General features: G+C 35.9%; 17 protein-coding genes. 6 read left to right on the top strand and 11 right to left on the bottom strand.

Annotated elements, in window-relative coordinates; all coding sequences use genetic code 11:
• Positions 1-60: 60 nt before the first annotated feature.
• From REB14_RS18585 to REB14_RS18560, 6 genes are all read right to left on the bottom strand, one after another.
• Positions 61-792, bottom strand: coding sequence for an energy transducer TonB (locus tag REB14_RS18585; RefSeq protein ID WP_309522941.1), 732 nt, complete (start codon positions 790-792; stop codon positions 61-63).
• Between the two features lie 104 nt (positions 793-896).
• Positions 897-1307 carry a hypothetical protein gene (locus tag REB14_RS18580; protein ID WP_079241614.1) on the bottom strand — a complete coding sequence of 137 codons (411 nt, stop codon included), beginning with the start codon at positions 1305-1307 and terminating at the stop codon, positions 897-899.
• A gap of 10 nt (positions 1308-1317) precedes the next feature.
• Entirely contained in the window at positions 1318-2031 is a 714-nt protein-coding gene (locus tag REB14_RS18575) for a glycohydrolase toxin TNT-related protein (RefSeq protein WP_079241615.1), read from the bottom strand.
• Positions 2032-2500: 469 nt separating this feature from the next.
• A complete protein-coding gene (locus tag REB14_RS18570) occupies positions 2501-5431 on the bottom strand; it encodes a reprolysin-like metallopeptidase (RefSeq protein WP_309522940.1) in 2931 nt (976 codons plus the stop codon).
• 371 nt (positions 5432-5802) lie between these two features.
• Positions 5803-6300, bottom strand: coding sequence for a DinB family protein (locus REB14_RS18565; RefSeq protein ID WP_079241617.1), 498 nt, complete (start codon positions 6298-6300; stop codon positions 5803-5805).
• A gap of 24 nt (positions 6301-6324) precedes the next feature.
• Positions 6325-7464: an acyl-CoA dehydrogenase family protein gene (locus REB14_RS18560; RefSeq protein WP_034698301.1), complete on the bottom strand. Its 1140-nt coding sequence runs from the start codon at positions 7462-7464 to the stop codon at positions 6325-6327.
• Positions 7465-7655: 191 nt separating this feature from the next.
• Between REB14_RS18560 and REB14_RS18555 the strand changes: the two genes are divergently transcribed.
• The 6 genes from REB14_RS18555 to REB14_RS18530 all read left to right on the top strand — a co-directional run bounded on the left by REB14_RS18555 (position 7656) and on the right by REB14_RS18530 (position 14775).
• On the top strand, positions 7656-9569 hold the full coding sequence (locus tag REB14_RS18555; protein ID WP_079241618.1) for an endonuclease: 1914 nt from the start codon (positions 7656-7658) through the stop codon (positions 9567-9569).
• Between the two features lie 452 nt (positions 9570-10021).
• Complete coding sequence (locus REB14_RS18550; RefSeq protein WP_034698295.1) at positions 10022-10627, top strand: SatD family protein; 606 nt, start codon at positions 10022-10024, stop codon at positions 10625-10627.
• 2 nt (positions 10628-10629) lie between these two features.
• Entirely contained in the window at positions 10630-11325 is a 696-nt protein-coding gene (locus REB14_RS18545) for a DUF3307 domain-containing protein (protein WP_079241619.1), read from the top strand.
• 36 nt (positions 11326-11361) lie between these two features.
• On the top strand, positions 11362-12084 hold the full coding sequence (gene purC / locus REB14_RS18540; RefSeq protein WP_047430685.1) for a phosphoribosylaminoimidazolesuccinocarboxamide synthase: 723 nt from the start codon (positions 11362-11364) through the stop codon (positions 12082-12084).
• A 98-nt stretch (positions 12085-12182) separates the two neighbouring features.
• On the top strand, positions 12183-13682 hold the full coding sequence (gene purF, locus REB14_RS18535) for an amidophosphoribosyltransferase (RefSeq protein ID WP_034698287.1): 1500 nt from the start codon (positions 12183-12185) through the stop codon (positions 13680-13682).
• 145 nt (positions 13683-13827) lie between these two features.
• A complete protein-coding gene (locus REB14_RS18530) occupies positions 13828-14775 on the top strand; it encodes a glycerophosphodiester phosphodiesterase family protein (RefSeq protein WP_079241620.1) in 948 nt (315 codons plus the stop codon).
• 105 nt (positions 14776-14880) lie between these two features.
• On the opposite strand, the gene REB14_RS18525 is transcribed toward REB14_RS18530, so the two are convergent.
• From REB14_RS18525 to REB14_RS18505, 5 genes are all read right to left on the bottom strand, one after another.
• The gene (locus REB14_RS18525; protein ID WP_309522939.1) at positions 14881-15600 is read right to left on the bottom strand and encodes a porin family protein; all 720 of its coding nucleotides are present in this window, start codon (positions 15598-15600) and stop codon (positions 14881-14883) included.
• Positions 15601-15965: 365 nt separating this feature from the next.
• On the bottom strand, positions 15966-16664 hold the full coding sequence (locus tag REB14_RS18520) for a porin family protein (RefSeq protein ID WP_079241622.1): 699 nt from the start codon (positions 16662-16664) through the stop codon (positions 15966-15968).
• 429 nt (positions 16665-17093) lie between these two features.
• A complete protein-coding gene (locus tag REB14_RS18515) occupies positions 17094-17678 on the bottom strand; it encodes a porin family protein (protein WP_309522938.1) in 585 nt (194 codons plus the stop codon).
• A gap of 205 nt (positions 17679-17883) precedes the next feature.
• The gene (locus REB14_RS18510; RefSeq protein WP_079241624.1) at positions 17884-18504 is read right to left on the bottom strand and encodes a porin family protein; all 621 of its coding nucleotides are present in this window, start codon (positions 18502-18504) and stop codon (positions 17884-17886) included.
• 231 nt (positions 18505-18735) lie between these two features.
• Positions 18736-19371, bottom strand: a complete 636-nt coding sequence (locus REB14_RS18505) for a porin family protein (protein WP_034698274.1) — start codon at positions 19369-19371, stop codon at positions 18736-18738.
• Positions 19372-19405: the final 34 nt, after the last annotated feature.

Here is a 19405-nt window from a genome sequence, read left to right as displayed (position 1 = left end):
GTGAAATGTACACGAGTGAAATATGAGACTCAAAAGCGCAGGCTGTCTATTGTTTTTATTTTATTCCTGCGAATTAAAGTTAATAGGCATTCTAAACCATGATTTTACTTGTGTTCCATTCTTTTTTGCTGGACTCCACTTCCCTTTTATTTTTTTCAGAGCAAATTTTACATCCTCAAGAAGAATTTTATTGTTTTCTACTTTGGGCTCAAGATCTACATTGGTGATGTCTCCATTTTCATCTATTGAAAAGGATATAAGAAATGTTCCTTTTAGGTTGTAAGTTTCCCAATCCAAATAATTATTTAAGCTTTCAAGAACATCTTTTCTAAATGCTTTCATCCCTCCGGGCATGGCAGCAGACTGATATGATTTAACAATATCGTAATCGGGTTTGTAATTTTCAAAAAAATCTTTGGGCTGAAACATAAAATCGAAATAAGCGGCAACTTTCTGTCCGTTTTGTTCTGCAGGCTGCCAGTTTTTTAAGCTTCCTAAAGATTTGACAACAAGAGTAAAAGCGCATTTGTTCTTTTCTATAATAGGATCATCGCTCTTTTTCTTTACTAAAGCAGGTTTACCATTCTCATCAATCTTTAGGCTTACAAAATACATCTCATTTTGATCACATGGTTTTGAGCCGCTTTTCAGGAAATAGTTCTGCATGTCTGAGAATAATTGGATGGAACCTCCTTGGTATGGAAACTGGCCGTCCGGATATTGAGCCAGTGTTTTTTGTGAAAATGCTGATCCAAAGTATAGGGTAAAAAGAAACAGTGTTATTTTTTTCATAGGTAGATGTGCTTCACGGATTAAATTAGTTTGTCTGCTAAATTAATAAAAGTCTACAACTTTCAGGCTGTAGACTTTTATTGTATGGGTAGAAATGATTTCAGTTATTCATATTTCCAAACGCCGGATATATTTAATATCATCAATCCCGGCTGTTTTTCTCCATAGCTGAATACACAGATGTATTTTGAATGGCAGGAAGTACAGTCTGTCCCAAAATATAATGTTGGTTGGTCATTGACTGTCAATTCTCCAAAGTGAAGCATTCTCTGAGAGGTTTTGTTTACTATTCCGTGTTTTAATAATTCTTCTCTGGAAAGTACTTTATTTTCATTATATACTTGAAAGATAGGAAATCCTGATTCATAGGGAACGATTTCAACTGTATTTTTGTGGCCGCAATAGCAGCAGCTGTAAGTTATTATGGCTGATGGAAGAGCTTCATCATTGATAAAGTTACTTTTTTCAACAGAAGCTTTTTCGGTAATGTTTATTTTTTCTGATATTGAATACATCTGGGTAGATTTATGGCTGAATAACTGTGCCTACTAAGTTAGGATATTTTCCGCTAGGGGTTTTCTTAATGGTAACCTTTATATAACCTTCTTCTGCAAGCTTATTCCATGTTTTCTGATAACCCGTGTTGATGTCGATAGGGATTTTCCACATGGTTTGTTTTCCTTTTCCTGCCTGGCTGAACCAAGGAATAATATCTGCGGTTTGGGTCTTGAACTGCATGGAACTATTCAAAACATCAATTTCATAGTAAAAATCGTACTTGTCTTCCGGTTGATTTAATGCTCTTTGGGTAAAAGTATAAGTATAACCATTGATAATAGGGCTTGTAAAACTTCCTCCTAACGTAGGAACTCCGGTGCCGGTATAGTTGCCAACCGCTCCGCTGTATCTGTCGAATTTCTGTCCAACCTGTAAAGGAACATCATCAACGATATTGTAACCTCCGTTGGCAGGCGGCCAACCGCCATTTAAATTATTAGCCTTAAAAAGTGATTCCAGTTCACTCCATTTACCTCTTTTATATAGGTCATAAGCTTGATTTCTGATTGCTTGACTTGCCGAATTACTGGGGTCATAAGTGACTGCCAGCTCATCTGCATTTTTGTAGAAGACAGAAGTAACGTCAGGATTGGTATCTATTACATCATCATTGTCCGAACTACAGGCAACCGAGAAAGAAGTGATTGCTAAAAAAAAAATGTACTTAAATAAATGTTTCATATAAAAAATTTTAAATTATTTTAAAATATTGAGGGATTGGAGGGAGTACCTTTTTGAAACATTATTTTTACAGAAATCTTCAATGGAAATACTGAGATGAATATTATTAATGTTCAGTCTCTAACAGGGGTTTCAAAACTGAAATTGATTTAATAATACACTTTTCTGGCGGGTAAATTATTAAAATACCAATTCACACCAAAATAGAGTCAAAAGAAGTAACGGCATCCGACCTTAAAAAACGGCTTGGAGCTCCCTTAAATACAATCTGGGTCAACGGTACAATAAAATATTGTTATGTGATAAATTTAAATTAAAAAACTCAAATTATAGTTATTTTGTTTTAAATAAAATGTTTTTATGTGATTAATTTCATTTGTAATTATTTATTGTGATGATATTTTACATTGAAAAAAATAAAACTGCCCCATAAGGAGCAGTTTTTTCACATCGTTTAATTTTAAAGGGATTAGTTTTTAACAAATCTCTTAGAAGATTCTCCAATCTGAATCATATAAGCACCTTTGATAAGGTTGCTTACGTTCACGGATCCTCTTTGTAGTTTTCCAGAGTCGATTAGTTTTCCACCCATATCGAAGATTTTGTAATCTTCAGAAGTTGTATTGGAAATATAAAGTATATCTCTTGCAGGGTTTGGATAAAGCTTCACATCGGTGATCAGATCTTTCGTACTATGAAGATCTCCTTTTCCGGAAGAAACAATATTAAGGGTATAGTCTTCTACTTGTCCATAAGTGAAGGCTTCACATGAAGAGGTAGGGATTGAACTATACTTCATCATTACTCTCATTCTTGTAGATCCAACAGTAGCAGTAGCCGGGATTGTAATAGACCCTGTAACCGGACTTGTTGTAGAACCTGCTTTTGTCCAAGCTAATTCTCCGCTGTCTGTGAAGTCTCCATCACCATTGTAATCAATATAAACAGCATATGCTTCGCTGTATTTTGTAGAAGTCCAAACCGGAGTAATGGAAATCGTATAAGCACTTCCTCTTGTAACATTTGTAGAAACCGAAGTGAAATTTTCATATCCTGCAGTTCCTGTAGAAGTATTATTAATAGACCCGAATGTTACATTTCCAATTCTTTCATCTGCTGTATTTGAGGCCGAAGAAGAACAGTAAGTAACAGTTCCCCCAGAAAGAGTCGTAACACTTACTGTATTACTTGACACCGAAGCATTTCCAGCTGCATCTTTTGCTTTCACAGAGAAAGAATACGTAGTTGCTGGTGAAAGTCCTGTTACAGTATATGTAGTAGACGCTGTAGAACCAATTAATGAAGCTCCCTGGTATACGTCATATCCTGTCACTCCAACATTATCTGTAGCTCCAGACCATGAAAGATTAGTGGTTGTAGCTGTAGTTCCTGAAGCCGCAAGAGTAGGAGCTGTAGGAGCAACCGTATCAGGAGTTCCTGAACCTGCATTTACAGAGATGTTGGCATTGTTGACATCAAAGAAAATGTGATTAGATCCTTTTACCATAATTCTTCCTGTAGTTGTCGTAGCATTAGGAATTGTTACAGCCTGTGAACCATCATTTGGAGTTCCTGCTAATAGGGTAGTCCAGGTATTTCCGCTGTCTGTTGACCAAAGGATATCTACATTGGCTGCATTAACACCATTAGCTGTAGTTCCTGCTACGTTCCATGTAATGGTTTGAGAACTTCCTCCAGCGTAAGTTGTTGCTGAATTTTGGGAAGTGATATTGAACGGTCCTGCAGTTCCATTCACTGTGATTACCGCATCGTCAGAATTGTTTCCTGAACCTCCTGCTTTATTGTCACGAACGGTAAATCTGAAATTTAATGTTCTGGCAACAGAAGAAAGAGCTTCTACAGTGATTTCAGAACCTGCAGTAGTGGTTGCACCTGTTAAAACAGAAGCCATTCTTGGGAAGTATCTTGCAGGTGAAGTTGTTGGAGTCCATGATCTGAAGTTAGGACCAGTAGTTTTTGTTGCACTGGCAGCTGAGCTTGCTCCTGTTTGTGAAGAAGAAGCATTGTCCATTTGTTCCCAGATGTATGTTAAAGAATCTCCGTCGGCATCCGTTCCTGTTCCTGTAAGAACAAATGGAGTTCCTTTTGGAATTGTATAATCTAAGCCTGCGCTGGCAGTAGGAATGGAATTTCCTGTATTGGTATTAACAGAGCAAGTTTTAGCTTTAATATTATTTGTGATCTGCTGAATGCTTACGGCATGGAAAAAGGCATCAGAATGAGGTTGGATATCCTGGCTGGTAATTCCGGCATATCCCATAATTGTTGATCCAGATCCCGGTTCCATATTGACGCCTGTTCCTTCATTGCTCATAGAGAAAGTATGGTTTCCACCAAACTGATGTCCCATTTCGTGAGCCACATAGTCGATATCGAAATTATCTCCTGAAGGAATGGCATCTGCCGGAGAAGTATAACCACTTCCTTTAGATCCGTTTGTACAGATACAGCCGATACATCCAGCATTTCCACCGCCTCCTGAAGCTCCGAACAAGTGTCCGATATCATAGTTGGCTTCACCAATTACAGAGGTTAAAGTACTTTGTAACTGAGAATTCCAGCTGCTCATTCCTGAAGCTGCAGAATAAGGGTCTGTAGAAGCATTGGTGTAAATAACCGCGTCGTTGTTAGCAATCAGAACCATTCTTGCAGCGAAATCTTTTTCAAAAACACCGTTTACACGGGTCATTGTGGTATTCATTGCTGCTAAAGCCTGAGCTTTTGTACCTCCGAAATAAGTAGTGTATTCTCCGGTACATGACAGTGCCAGTCTGAATGTTCTTAGTTTCGCATCATCAGCGTTAGGTCTTGCCGCAAGAGCAGAATTGGAAACTCCTTTCTGTGCAGCATCTACTACTGTACATTCAAATTTGTTAAGATCATCTTTTTTGTCAGATTTTCTGTACACTACATAAGAAGAAAGATCTTTAGTGTAAGGCTCGATAAATACTGCAGATTTATCACCGTAAATTTCCATAGATGACAGTCCTAGTGGAGAAACACTGAAATAGACTGTGGAATTAGGATCATCCAGACCTTGTCCTACATAGGATTTGATATCCGGATATTTTGCTGCCAACTCAGGGGCAAAATTGGAATTCTCCCTCACTTTAAAATTTTCCATTCTGCCTTCAGAATTTGGAAAAGAGATGATGAGTTCTGATTTTTCGCCTGCAGCCAGTCTTTTGGGAGCTTTTGCCAGAATGTTTTTCAATCCGTTGATATCCAGGTTGTATACCTTGGGATTGCTGATGCTGGTTTTGTTTTCAAAGATCTCTGATGAAGTTCTTTTTGAACCTTCAGACCAAAGACGGTCAGTCTGTGCGAAAGAAATACCCGAAATAAGGAGCATTCCAATCAGCGTTAATTGTTTTTTCATATTAAATATTAAATTTGATTGTGGAATATCAAAGCTAATGAAAAATATATTATCAAAAACAAAATTTTTTAAGAGAAATTTGGAATATCACCTTAAAATGTTATGCAATACATTGAGTATAATTGAAAAAGCTTATTAATAAAAGAAAAGTGAAAGTGAAGAAATGAATTTTAATCTCAAAAAAAACAAAATATGTGTAATTTTTTATTAATTTATTAAAATGAGACAATGAAATTTACTAATTATTTAATTATGTGTAAATAATATTAGTAAGTTGAGTTTTGATAATTGTTGCAAAAATGCTCTACATCCTGCCTACAAAAAAAGCTGTTTCATTTTGAAACAGCTTCCTATATTTATATAATTCTTACTTACATCTTATCATCAGCAGTAGGGCCATAAAGTCCGGGAACTTTATTTCCGGTTGATCTTAGGTAAACCACCAGCTCACCTCTGTGATGGTACAAATGATTATAAAGAAAGCCTCTTACCACCTGGATTCTTGGAGATGGTGGGAAAAGTACATTTCCGTTCATTTCCATTTTCCACTCATTAAAATAAGTGTTTTCATCCGAGTTTTCAAGAACTTTCTGTGCGTTGGCAACATTTTCTTCAAATTTTGCGAGGATATTTTCCGCTTTGGAAATATCTCCTTTATCATACTTATACGCTCCCATATCAAAAGTATCCTGATTGAAAGTGGATTCGTACCAATTGTATACTTCAGCAATGTGTGAGGCCAGCTGACCGGTTGTCCAGTTTTTTTCAGAGGGTTTCCAGTCTAATGCGCTGTCAGGGATTGCCTGTAAAATTTTTCTGGTGTTTTCAGCTTCATGCAGAAACTCACCTAAAAGTGCCTGTTTAATCATTTGTATATGTTTTTAAAATTAAGGTTATTTTGTAATATCTCTTCCAATAACCAGTCTCTGGATCTCAGAAGTTCCTTCTCCAATCGTACAAAGCTTAGAGTCTCTATAGAACTTTTCAGCTGGGAAATCTTTTGTATAACCGTATCCTCCGAAGATCTGAACAGCATTGTTCGAGATTCTTACACAAGCCTCAGAAGCATATAGTTTTGCCATAGCTCCTTCTTTTGTCATTTTTTGTTTTGCATTTTTAAGCGTAGATGCTCTTTGGATAAGAAGTTCAGCAGCATCAATTTCTGTAGCCATATCTGCTAACATGAAGTTGATTGCCTGGAAATCTGCAATAGGTTTTCCGAACTGATGTCTTTCTTTTGCATATTTCAAAGCAGCTTTGTAAGCTCCTCTTGCAGTACCTAAACTTAATGCAGCAATAGAGATTCTACCACCATCTAAAACTTTCATAGCCTGTTTGAAACCTTCGCCTACTTCTCCTAAACGGTGAGAATCCGGTACACGTACGTTATCAAAAATTAATTCTGCTGTTTCAGAAGCACGCATTCCTAATTTATTCTCTTTTTTTCCGGAAGTAAAACCAGGCATTCCTTTTTCTAAAACAAAAGCTGTAGAGTTATTTTTAGCACCTATTTCTCCTGTTCTTGTCATTACTACGGCAATATCTCCTGAAATAGCGTGAGTGATAAAGTTTTTAGCTCCGTTGATGATCCATTCATCACCATCTTTTACAGCAGTAGTGGACATGCCTCCTGAATCAGAACCTGTGTTGTGCTCTGTAAGTCCCCAAGCTCCGATTACTTTTCCGGAAGCCAGCTGAGGAAGCCATTTGTGTCTTTGTTCTTCATTTCCAAATTCATAAATATGATTGGTGCAAAGTGAGTTGTGTGCTGCTACAGAAAGACCAATAGATGGGTCAACCTGAGAAATTTCGTCCAGAATAGTAACATACTCATGATAACCTAAGCCGGAACCTCCATATTGTTCAGGAACTACAATTCCCATAAAACCCATCTCACCCAATTGGTGGAATAAGTCTTTTGGAAACGTTTGGCTTTCATCCCATTCCATAATATTCGGTCTGATGTTCTTTTCTGCGAATTCTCTAGCGGTTTCCGCTATCATTTTGATGTTGTCAATAGTCTCTGTATTCATATAATAATAGTTAGTTCCCAAAGATAACCAAATTGATGGAATGCTAAAATAAATTATTTCAATCGTAATATCTAAAGGGCAATCCCTTTAATTTTCAAATTTTTATATTTTGAGAATTAATACTTTCTTAATAAAATATTCAGTCTTTTCCGTTTTTTATTTCACTATTTTAGTTCCCCAATTTTTAAGGCATGAAAAAAATTCTACTTCCTATCATTTTAATTTCCACTTATATTTCTGCGCAAGCTCCTGCCGGATATTACGATGGAACTACCGGATTGACGGGATATGCCCTGAAATCAAAACTCCACGATATTATTTCAGAAAAGATGGTCAACTGGCATTATGACGATCTTAAAATGTTATATGGGCAGACTGATCTTGATAAATATTATGATCACGATGCATCGAATACTCAATATCTGCTGGATATCTATTCTGAAATTCCTTCGGGACCGGATGCTTATGAGTATACAGTGGATCAGATGGTAGCAGGAGTGAGCATGGAAGGTCAGGGATATAACAGGGAGCATATGATGCCGCAAAGTACGTTCAGTACAAGCTCATCCATCAGTGATTATCCTATGTATTCGGATCTGAATTTTATAATTCCTGTTGATGGATGGATCAATCAGCGCAGGAGTAATTATCCTTATGGAATGGGAAATAATACGAATCATTATATCTTTTCCAATACGTCGAGGATCTCGAATGCAGCTATTCCGAATTATCCTTACACCGGAAGGGTATATGAACCTATTAATGAATTCAAAGGGGATATTGCAAGGTCATTGCTGTATTTTGCAGTACGATATGAAGGGAAATTAGGCTCATTCAATACGGCTTATACAACCTCCGCTAATCTTACTCCTGCTACGGATCAATGTCCATTGGATGGAACGGAAGAAAGAGCTGTTGATCTTGCCTATATTGCCATGCTGAAACAATGGAGTGCTGCAGATCCGGTTTCTCAAAGAGAAATTGACAGGAACAACACCATTTATACGATACAAAAAAACAGAAATCCATTTATAGACCACCCTGAATGGATTGATATGATATGGTCTGAAACCCCCGACAATATTGCTCCTGCAGCTCCGGGATCACTGGTTTCAACCCAGCAGAATGCCTATTTTGTGAATTTGAACTGGACGGCGTCTCCCGATACTGATGTTTTAGGATACAGGGTCTATATGAATGGTTCTACGACACCTGTTGCAGTTACCAAAGGGACTTCCATCAGTATAGATCATTTGACCCCGTCAACTACTTATACCTTTACAGTGAAAGCTTTTGATAAAGCATATCTGGAATCTCCGTTTAGCAATACATTGACAGCTTCAACGATTGCTTCGGATTCATATGCTCCGGATCTTATGATTACGAAGTATATCTCGGGAACAAATACGGAATTTATAAAGAATAATGCTCTGGAAATTGTTAATAAAACAGGACATGAAGTTAATTTAAATAATTACAGGATTAATATTCAGTTTAAAAATAATTCTTCGGGAGCTATTTACAGTGGAGATACTTATGAACTGGAAGGTAAAGTAGGGAATAACGAAACTTTTGTTATTCTGAATCCAAAAGGCACTCTGTCATGTTATACCACTGGCCAGGCGAGATTTGTCACGGCTTCTGATCCTATGATGTTTGCAGGTGAGAATTATGTTGAGCTAGCTTATAATAAAACGGTGACAGTAGATGCTATCGGAGTAAAATATACAACCAATAACAACGGAAATGTATCTTTGTATAGAAAGAATATGATCAATCAACCTAACAACACTTTTGCTATCAGTGAATGGGATTCTTATCCGTCCAACTACTGTCAGAACCTGGGTGGTACATTATCTACAGCAGATTTGATTACTGTCAATAATGAGTTTACAATATATCCGAATCCTGTTTACGATAATCTCTATGTGAACGGAGAAGTTACCAATATAAAAACAGCTCAGCTTATAGATCTTTCCGGGAAAGTAATTTATACGGAGAAGGATCCTTTCAGATATAAGAAAAGTATTCCGGTGACGGGAATTCCTGCAGGAATGTATTTCTTAAAGCTTGATGAAAAGGCCCATCAGTTTATTAAAAAGTAAGTAATCTAAGGATTTAAATACTATCAGCCAAACCTAACAGGTTTTAAAAACCTGTTAGGTTTATTTTTATATGGTGTAGAAATAATTCAAGAGATTGCTTCGCTTTGCCCGCAATGACTGTCCTAGCCCTGATAGTAGCGGTTACCCCGCAGTAGAAGTGGGAGAGTTGGAGGGTTAAGGAGCTGGAATTGGCAGGAGCGAGGAGTAATGAGCGGATAGCAGGAACAGCTTCTTACCATCCAAAAAAGTATAAAAAAGTAGAGTTAAAGTAGGTAACATAACAAAAGATCTAATATTTTTTTCATTTCTGTAATTTTTCATTTTTTTGTTAAAGCCTTAAAAGCCTTATGTTTACTGCATCATTGATATAAGCTGATTCGCTAATAATGAATATCTATAAGTGTTTCTGCTTATATTTTTTATATATAAGTAATTATGCTTATATTTGCAGTATGATAGCGGTCATTACCGGTGATATTATAAATTCACAGCATGCGGACACTGAAGTTTGGATTACCAGACTTAAACATCTTCTCGAAAAATGGGGAAGCGCTCCTCACACATGGGAAATCTACAGAGGAGATGAGTTTCAGTTCAAGTGCAAAATTGATGACGTTTTCTGGCGTTTTCTAGCCATAAAATCTCTTATTAAAAGTGTTGAAAATCTCGATGTAAGAATGGCCATAGGTATTGGTGAGGAAAGTTTCTCTTCTGAGAAAATCACTGAATCTAACGGTACAGCTTATGTGAATTCAGGAAGATTGCTTAATGATCTTAAAAGTGACGGTCATACCGTTGCTATCAAAACATCCAGTGATCCGGTGGACAGAGATCTTAATATCCTGTTGAAATGGTCATCCAAGGATTTTGATAACTGGACAATGGCTACGGCAGAGATTATTCATGAAATGATTATGAATCAGGATATCACTCAGGAAGATCTTGCTAAGAGATTTGCTATTTCACAGTCTTCGGTAAGCCAGAGACTGAAACGAGCCAACTATGAGCTCATCGTGGAAACCAATCAGTATTTCAGAAAGAAAATCTCAGAACTATAGGCATGATCTTTATCAAACTCATATTGGCACATCTACTCGGAGATTTTATACTTCAGCCAAATTCATGGGTTGCAGATAAGGAAAACTATAAACTAAAAAGTAAATTTTTATATATTCATGTTCTGATTCACACTATTTTAAGTCTTATTTTTCTATGGGATCTTCAACTTTGGTGGGTAGCTGTTTTGGTGGGAATTACTCACTTTATTATTGATGCAGCCAAGCTTAGTTTCCAGAATGTAAAGACTAAGAAAAGATGGTTTTTCATTGATCAGATGCTGCATGTTCTGGTGATTGGTGGAGTTTCTTTTTATTTCCAGGAATTCAGCTTCGGATTTTTACAGAATCAGGAATTTTTAAAGATAATTATGGCAGGACTTTTCTTAACGACACCAGCTTCTATTTTTATCAAAATCTTATTGTCGTCATGGACACCAGCTCCGGATGGCCCTAACACTATTCAAACCGAATCTTTATCAAGTGCCGGAAAATATATCGGAATTTTAGAACGTCTGCTGGTTTTCACTTTTATTATGGTGAATCACTGGGAAGGCGTAGGTTTCATGGTGGCTGCCAAATCTGTTTTCAGATTCAGCGACCTTGCACAGGCAAAACAGAGAAAGCTTACAGAATATGTATTAATTGGTACACTGCTGAGTTTTGGACTGGCTGTCTTAACAGGAATAATAATAAAATAAATCAATAAATCTAACTACAATTTAGAAAGTAAAATTATGAGTCAAAAGAAAGAAATGTTGTACGAGGGGAAAGCAAAACAAGTATTTGCAACCGATAATCCTGATGAAGTAGTAGTACGTTTCAAAGACGATGCTACAGCATTTAATGCTCAAAAAAGAGGTCAGGTAGACCTTAAAGGAGAAATGAACAACGCAATCACAACTCTTATTTTTGAATATTTAAATGAAAAAGGGATCAAAACTCATTTCATCCAAAAATTAGACGAAAGAGAGCAGCTGGTAAGAAAAGTTTCTATCATTCCTTTGGAAATGGTAGTAAGAAACTACTCTGCAGGAAGTATGGCACAAAGATTAGGAGTGGAAGAAGGAATTAAATCTCCGGTAACGATCTTCGATATCTGCTATAAAAAAGATGAGTTGGGAGATCCGCTTATCAATGATCACCATGCCGTTTTCTTAGGAGCAGCTACTTATGAAGAGCTTGACGAGATGTATGAGTTATCTTCAGATATCAATGATATCCTTATCGACCTGTTTGACAAAATCAATATCATCCTGGTAGATTTTAAAATCGAATTAGGTAAAACTTCAGACGGTGAAATCATCTTAGCAGACGAAATCTCTCCTGATACTTGCAGACTTTGGGATAAAGATACCATGAAGAAATTAGACAAAGACAGATTCAGAAGAGACTTAGGAGAAGTTACTGAGGCTTATGTTGAAATCTACAACCGTCTTAAAAATCTTTTACAGAAATAAGATTTAATTTATTTAAAGATTGAATCATTTAAAAATTAAACTGTCAGTAATCTTTTAATCATTAAATTTTTTAATCTTTTAATTTAGAAAAAATAGAAATGAAAAGTTTAGACATTCATAAAAGTGAATATTTAAAACAGTTTGAAACCCAGACTTACGGAAGGAATCTTTTCAGAACTCAGGAAGAGGAAAGACTGGATGCTCCTAATGAAGAGTGTGGGATCTTCGGAATGTATTCAGATAATGATCTGGATACTTTCTCTCTTTCACAGTTTGGTCTTTTTGCATTACAGCATAGAGGTCAGGAAGCTTGTGGTATTTCCGTTTTAAAGGATGGAAGAATCACAAACATGAAAGACGAAGGGTTGGTTTTGGATGTTTATAAAGAAATTCAGGAACCTGAAACTTTTATGGGAAATTCTGCAATTGGGCATACCCGTTATACCACTGCAGGAGATAAGAAGAAATATAATTTCCAGCCATTTTTCGCGAAAAACGAATATGACCAGATTATACTTTCTATAGCACATAACGGTAACCTTACCAATGCCAAAGAATTAAAAGCAGAATTAGAGGCTGAAGGCGTTGTTTTCAGAGCGACTTCCGATTCTGAAGTAATCCTGAGACTGATCCAGAAAAACCTTGATTTAGGTCTTCGTGGAGCTATTAAAGCTACAATGGAAAAGATCGAAGGAGCTTATTCTGTAGTAGGGATGACCAGAAACAAATTCTTTGCATTCAGAGACTTCAACGGTATCCGTCCGTTAGTATTGGGAGCTATTGATGAGAAATCTTATGTAGTGGCTTCTGAATCTGTAGCATTGGATGCTGTAGGAGCTCAGTATGTACGTGATATTCTTCCTGGTGAGATCATTTATACCAATGAAAACGAGCCTGGAAAACTTCATTCTTATATGATGGATGAAGCGAAAGGTAAGCAGAGAATCTGTTCTTTCGAATATATTTATTTCGCAAGACCAGACTCTACTTTAGAAAACATCAATGTATACGAGATCAGAGAAAAATCCGGAGAGAAAATCTGGGAACAGGCTCCTGTAGAAGCTGATTTGGTGATTGGAGTTCCGGATTCCGGAGTTCCGGCTGCTATTGGCTTCTCTAAAGCTTCAGGAATACCTTTCCGTCCGGTTTTGATCAAAAACAGATATATCGGAAGAAGTTTCATCGTGCCTACACAGGAAATGAGAGAAAGGGTAGTGAACCTTAAACTGAACCCGATCATCTCTGAGATGAAAGATAAGAGAGTAGTCATTATTGACGATTCTATTGTTCGTGGAACAACCTCTAAAAGATTGGTTAAAATTCTAAAAGATGCAGGCGTAAAAGAGATTCACTTCAGAAGTGTTTCCCCACCCATCATTGCACCATGTTATCTGGGAATTGATACTCCGTCCAAAGATGATCTTATCTCAGCGAATATGACTACGGAAGAACTTAAAAATTATCTGGGTGTAGATTCCTTAGAGTTTTTAAGCATAGATAACCTGAAAGATATTTTAGGATCAGCGAATCACTGTTTCGGATGCTTTACAGAAGAATATCCTGTTGGAAAAGGAGAAGAGGTAGATTTATTTAATTAATCTCTTTATCTGAAAAATATAAAAATAGAAGAGCTGGGTTTTTCAACCTGGCTCTTTTGTTGCTTAAATGTAGTAAAAGCTTAATATTCCTGTATTATACAATATATAAAGGAGTTTTAATTTTGTCAGATTAAAACTTCAGGATATGAAAAACGTACTTTTTACAGGTATTTTTCTGGTATTGGGCCAGCTTTACTCTTCACAGTCTTTTGATAATCAGGCACACCGCGGAGGGAAATCTCTTTACCCTGAAAATACTATTCCGGCAATGAAGAATGCCCTAAAAATGAATGTGACAACTCTGGAAATGGATCTGGCCATCACCAAGGATAAAAAGGTAATTCTTTCCCATGATGCTTTTCTTTCACCGGAACTGGCTACAAAGCCGGATGGAACTTACATTCCCAAAGATTCAGGTTTTTATTACAAAATATATGAAATGCCTTACGCAAAGATCAAAACATTTGACGTAGGATTAAAAAAATTGAATAATTATCCGGATCAAAAGAAAATAAAAGTTCAGAAACCTCTCTTTTCAGACGTCATTGATGCATCTGAAGCTTATGCCCGAGAATTGAAAAGATCGCTGCCTTTTTACAATATAGAAACGAAAACACGCCCTTTTTCTGATAATATTTTTCATCCTGAACCGAAGGAATTTGTAGATCTGATGATGAAGATTATTGTAGAAAAAAAGATTCAGAACAGAGTGATCATTCAGTCTTTTGATCCCAGAACCCTGGAAATCCTTCATAAAGAATATCCTAAAATCATGACTGCTTTACTGGTGGAAAAGGTAGATGATAAAAAGCTGGCTCAGCAGCAGGCTTATTTTAAAAACATCCCTGTAGAAAAGTTCAAAATGTACCCCAATCACCTGAGTGGAGTAGCCGGAGATATGAAGTTCCTGAGTTTTACTCCTACTATCTACAGCCCTGAACATAGTCTTGTGACCCCACAATTAGTACAGGAATGCCACTCATTAGGCATGAAAGTAATCCCATGGACTGTGAATACCAAAGAAAGATTAAAAGAATTAAAAGAAATGGGAATAGACGGTGTCATCAGTGATGATCCGAGAATATTCGAATAAAACTATTACGATTCTACTTCAATATAAATAGCCGGAAGATACACTTCCGGCTATTTTATGCGTACAGATTACTCTGCACTTAGGGTTAAAAAATTGGTTCTTTGATTAGAATTTATAATTCAGACCTAACTGAAATACTCTGTTGTTATTTTCAGCGGCAGACATGCTCTTATCAATCTTTGTTAAGCTGTTTACATATCTTGCATTGATCCCGATATTGGAAGTGATATCATATCCTAAACCAAGACCTAATCCGAAATTGAATCTGTTGATCATGTCTTTGTCAATATCTGTAGAGTGAGAACTTGCAGTAGTGGTTGTAACCCCTCCTGTAGTACTTGCTACAGTAGATTCTCCTTTATTCTTTCCACTGATGAAATAACTGAATTCAGGTCCTGCTTCAATATAAAACTTATCTGTAGGTCTCATCTGAACCATTAGCGGAACTGAAATGTAATCCATTTTTACTCTGCTCTGTACCTTGGTTTTTACGTTCGTTACGCCATTGTCTGTTTCTGTAGAATACATTACATCCTTTGCACCCATTTGGTTGTATAATACCTCTGGTTGGAAGCTGAATTGTTTTGAAATTGGAATGTTAACGAATACACCAGCGTGGAAACCTAGTTGTTGGCTGTTGATACCAAACTTCTGCTGACTGAAATAAGCTGAGTTTCCCCCTGCTTTAATCCCGAATCTAATAGGCTGAACATCTTTTTTTAGTGGTGATGCATTTACTGTTTTCGTTTCTGTCTTTGTTTCTGTCTCCTGGGCAAAAGCTAGCGTACCAGCAGTTAATGCTAATCCTAAAAATAACTTCTTCATAATTTTATTTTTTAATTTTACTATTTGTGTGTCGTATGATCTCTCAATCTGACTCGTATTATTTTGCAAATTGCTTGCCAAAATTAAAAAATGCCTGTTTATAGGTGTTTTCAGGCTGTTTTCAGGAAGTTTTTTTTTAATAATTTATCCCTTTTTGATGAATAAATTTGTTGCAAACTGAATGTTTTGTGAAAATACTTGAACGTCTGATGGGCTTTATTGTTGATAATTGAAATGATGAAAAAATTTAAACTGGAATTAGCCTTTTCAAGAATTAACAAAGTATTCTGGGTTATTTTTAAGAATAGAAATAAAAATACCGGACTCTTAAAGCCCGGTATCAGTTTTGAAAATAATAAATATCTCTATTTAAAGCGATAAGCCACTCCAAGCTGAAGCGCATTATTTCTGACTTTACTACCGTAATCATTCTTGAAGATTCCTGTTATACCTGCCGTAAATCTGGCGGTCACTCCAAAATTTTGAGTAAAATAATATCCTGCACCAATTCCAATTCCGAAATTGAACTTATTATATATTTTCATCGGAATTTTATTGGAGAAATTCTCAGTACTAACAACAGTTGTACCATCGTATCTCATTTCGTTTCTTCCGTCTCCTTCTATTTTTCCTCCCAGAAGTAAACCAAATTCAGGTCCTGCCTCCACATACAATTGAGGAAGAATATTGTACTGAACCATAATAGGAAGAGTAAGGTAGTTTAAATTAGTTTTGTAATCATATTCCTGTTTCGTAAAATAATCTCCCGAATCATGAATAAAGAGGTCTTCCGTTTTTGAGCCTAGTTGGCTGAAAAGAAGCTCGGGTTGTATACTGAATTTTTCAGCAAGAGAAATATTGGCAAATATTCCGATATGTGAACCTGCTTTTATTTTTTCGCTATTATCAACTTCATTTCTTTCACCTCTGCTGAAAGCAGAACCATTGAAACCGGCTTTAATCCCGAATTTTACTGAAGATGGTGTGGTGGAAGACTGTTCTTTTTCCTGTGCATTCATTAAAAAAGAGCTGACAAATGTAAGTCCTAGAAAAATTTTTTTCATGATTTAAGTTTTATTTTCTGATTATGGCAAATTATCTGCCATAAAGATAAGAAGTGATAAAAATCATACGGTATGCGAAAAAGTCAGGCTTAAACTAATAAACCTGACTTTTTCTATTGAAATCAAAATGTATTTTAATCATGAAACAAAATATATTCAATATTCTGTTGTGTACTCTAATGTTCAGCCTACCTGATACAGTTCTCGTTAAAAGTTAATGGTAATAGTTAGATTTTAATTTTGATATTCAATTGAATATCAACTGAATCAAAGCATACTCATTGTAAAAAACAAGACCGTAAGTTGGAAATTTCCGGAATAGAGTACAATCAACTATTCAATACGCAAATTTCTTGCCAAAAAATATTCAAACAATAAAAAAGCCGGATTATAGTAAACCCGGCTTTGTATTGAATAGAAAGTTTGTTTTTAGAATTTATAAGCTAAACCAAACTGGAATACTCCGTTTCTAGCAGCATCACCGTTATTGTTTTTAGGAACATCAGATAATCCTGCAGTATATCTTAGATTCACTCCGATATTTTGTGTGAAATAATATCCTGCTCCAAGACCTAGTCCGAAATCAAAAGTTTTCAAATTGTCTTTAACGTCTACAGAGGCACCGTTACCTTTTCCTTTAGCACTGATAAGAAACCCGAATTGAGGACCTGCTTCTACATATAGATTAGGAATCAGGTTGTACTGTAACATCACTGGTACTGCGATATAATCCATATTCAGTTTTATATCACTGTTAGTCTTAGCTTTACCACCCATACCACTATATAATACTTCTGGTTGTACAGAGAAGTCTTGTGCTACTGGAATGTTTGCAAAAACGCCACCATAAAATCCAGCCTTAGAGTTGAATTCACTATTAGAAAGAGTGGAGATATTAAGACCTGCTTTTACACCAAATCTAACTGGTGAAGTTGAAGCAGTAGAAGTTGAAGTCTTCTGAGAGAATGCAAAAGTACCTGCTACTAGGGCAAGGCCTAAAAAAATCTTTTTCATAAGTTTTATATTTTAATAGTTATTAAGTTTTATTTAACATTTCATTAAGAAACAAACGGTGTGCCAAAGTTTAAATGTGCTGTAAATCTACTATTTACCATGTTTTTTGAAGAATAATTTTTCTATTGTATTAAAAAAGCCGGATTAAAATTAATCCGGCTCCACTTTAATTATAAAAACTTAATGAAAAAAGCTTAATAAAGCTTTAGAATTTGTAGTTTACTCCTACCTGGAATACCCCATTTCTCACAGAACCTTCTCTGTCGTATCCGTAGTGATATTTTGTTTTTACAATATCAGATAATCCGGCAGTGTATCTTACATTTATCCCAATGTTTTTGGTAATATAGTAGCCTGCTCCCAATCCGATTCCAAAATCGAAAGATTGAGTTCCATTTTTAAGAAGGCTCGTAGATTCACTTTTCTTTAACCTTGCATCAATTAAAAAATTAAATTGAGGCCCTGCTTCTACATAGAAATTTGGAAGTGCCTTATATTGGAACATTACCGGAACAGAAAGATATTCTAAATTAAGTTTTGCATTACTGCCTCCTTTTTCTTTAGCCCCCACAGCACTATATAATACTTCCGGCTGAATAGAGAAATCCTTAGCGACAGGAATATTCACAAAAACACCACCATAGAATCCTGCTTTTGAATTCATATTCATATTAGAAAGATTGGAAACATTAAGTCCCGCTTTCAAACCGAATTTGATTTTAGAAGAAGATGTGGATGGAGTTGTAGCTTCAGTAGAAGTGGAAGTGCTTTGAGCAAAAGCAAAAGTGCCTGCGATAAGTGCCAGGCCTAGAAAAATCTTTTTCATAGATTAGTTTAAATTTTACGTTGTTTAACGTCGGAGAAGCAACAAACAATATGCCGGGAACCCCCTTGTATAAAGACTTTATGGGTTTTTAACAAATTGATAAGTCATCGAATTGGGATGTATTTTTGTTGTTTTATTAACACTTTGTTATTTTAACATAAAAAAAGAACAGATTAAAAAATTAATCTGTTCTTTTCTATTGAATATAAAATTTGTTAGTGAATGTGTAGCTTATTTAAATTTATAAGCTAATCCTACCTGGAATAGGTTGTTTCTTGTAGCATCAGATCCACTAGGTCTGTTTTTCGCTACATCTGTTAAACCTGCAACATATCTTGCGGTAAGTCCTAAGTTCGGAGTGAAATAATATCCAGCTCCAAGACCAATACCAAAGTTAAATGTATTTAGATTGTCTTTGTAGTTATCGGTAGTGTTAGAATCTCCGTTTGATTCATTTTTGAACTTGTTTTTAGCACTTACCATAAAACCAAATTCCGGTCCTGCTTCCACATAAAGATTTGGAATCAGGTTGTACTGGAACATTACCGGTACTGTAATATAATCTAATTTGGTAGAAGCAGAAAACTTAGTGTTTCCTAAAGTATAATTTGATTTATTACCATATTGTGAATACTGAACCTCTGGCTGAACGCTGAATGAAGCTGCTAATGGAATGTTGGCAAATACACCTGCGTTGAATCCTATTTTAGATTTCTGATCATCAAGACCGCTATCTTTTGAAAGTGAAGAAACGTTCATACCTCCTTTTACCCCAAATGTTACCGGATTAGAAGATGTGTTTCCTGTTTGTTGAGCGAATGCGAATGTTCCTGCAGTTAACGCTAATCCTAAAATTAACTTTTTCATAACTTTAATTTTTTTAATTTTACTCTTTCTTAAT

The sequence above is a fragment of the Chryseobacterium metallicongregator genome (assembly GCF_031324065.1).
GTDB lineage: Bacteria > Bacteroidota > Bacteroidia > Flavobacteriales > Weeksellaceae > Chryseobacterium > Chryseobacterium metallicongregator.
The sequence above is the reverse complement of the archived record's forward strand: the minus strand, read 5'-3'. Positions and strand labels throughout refer to the sequence as shown.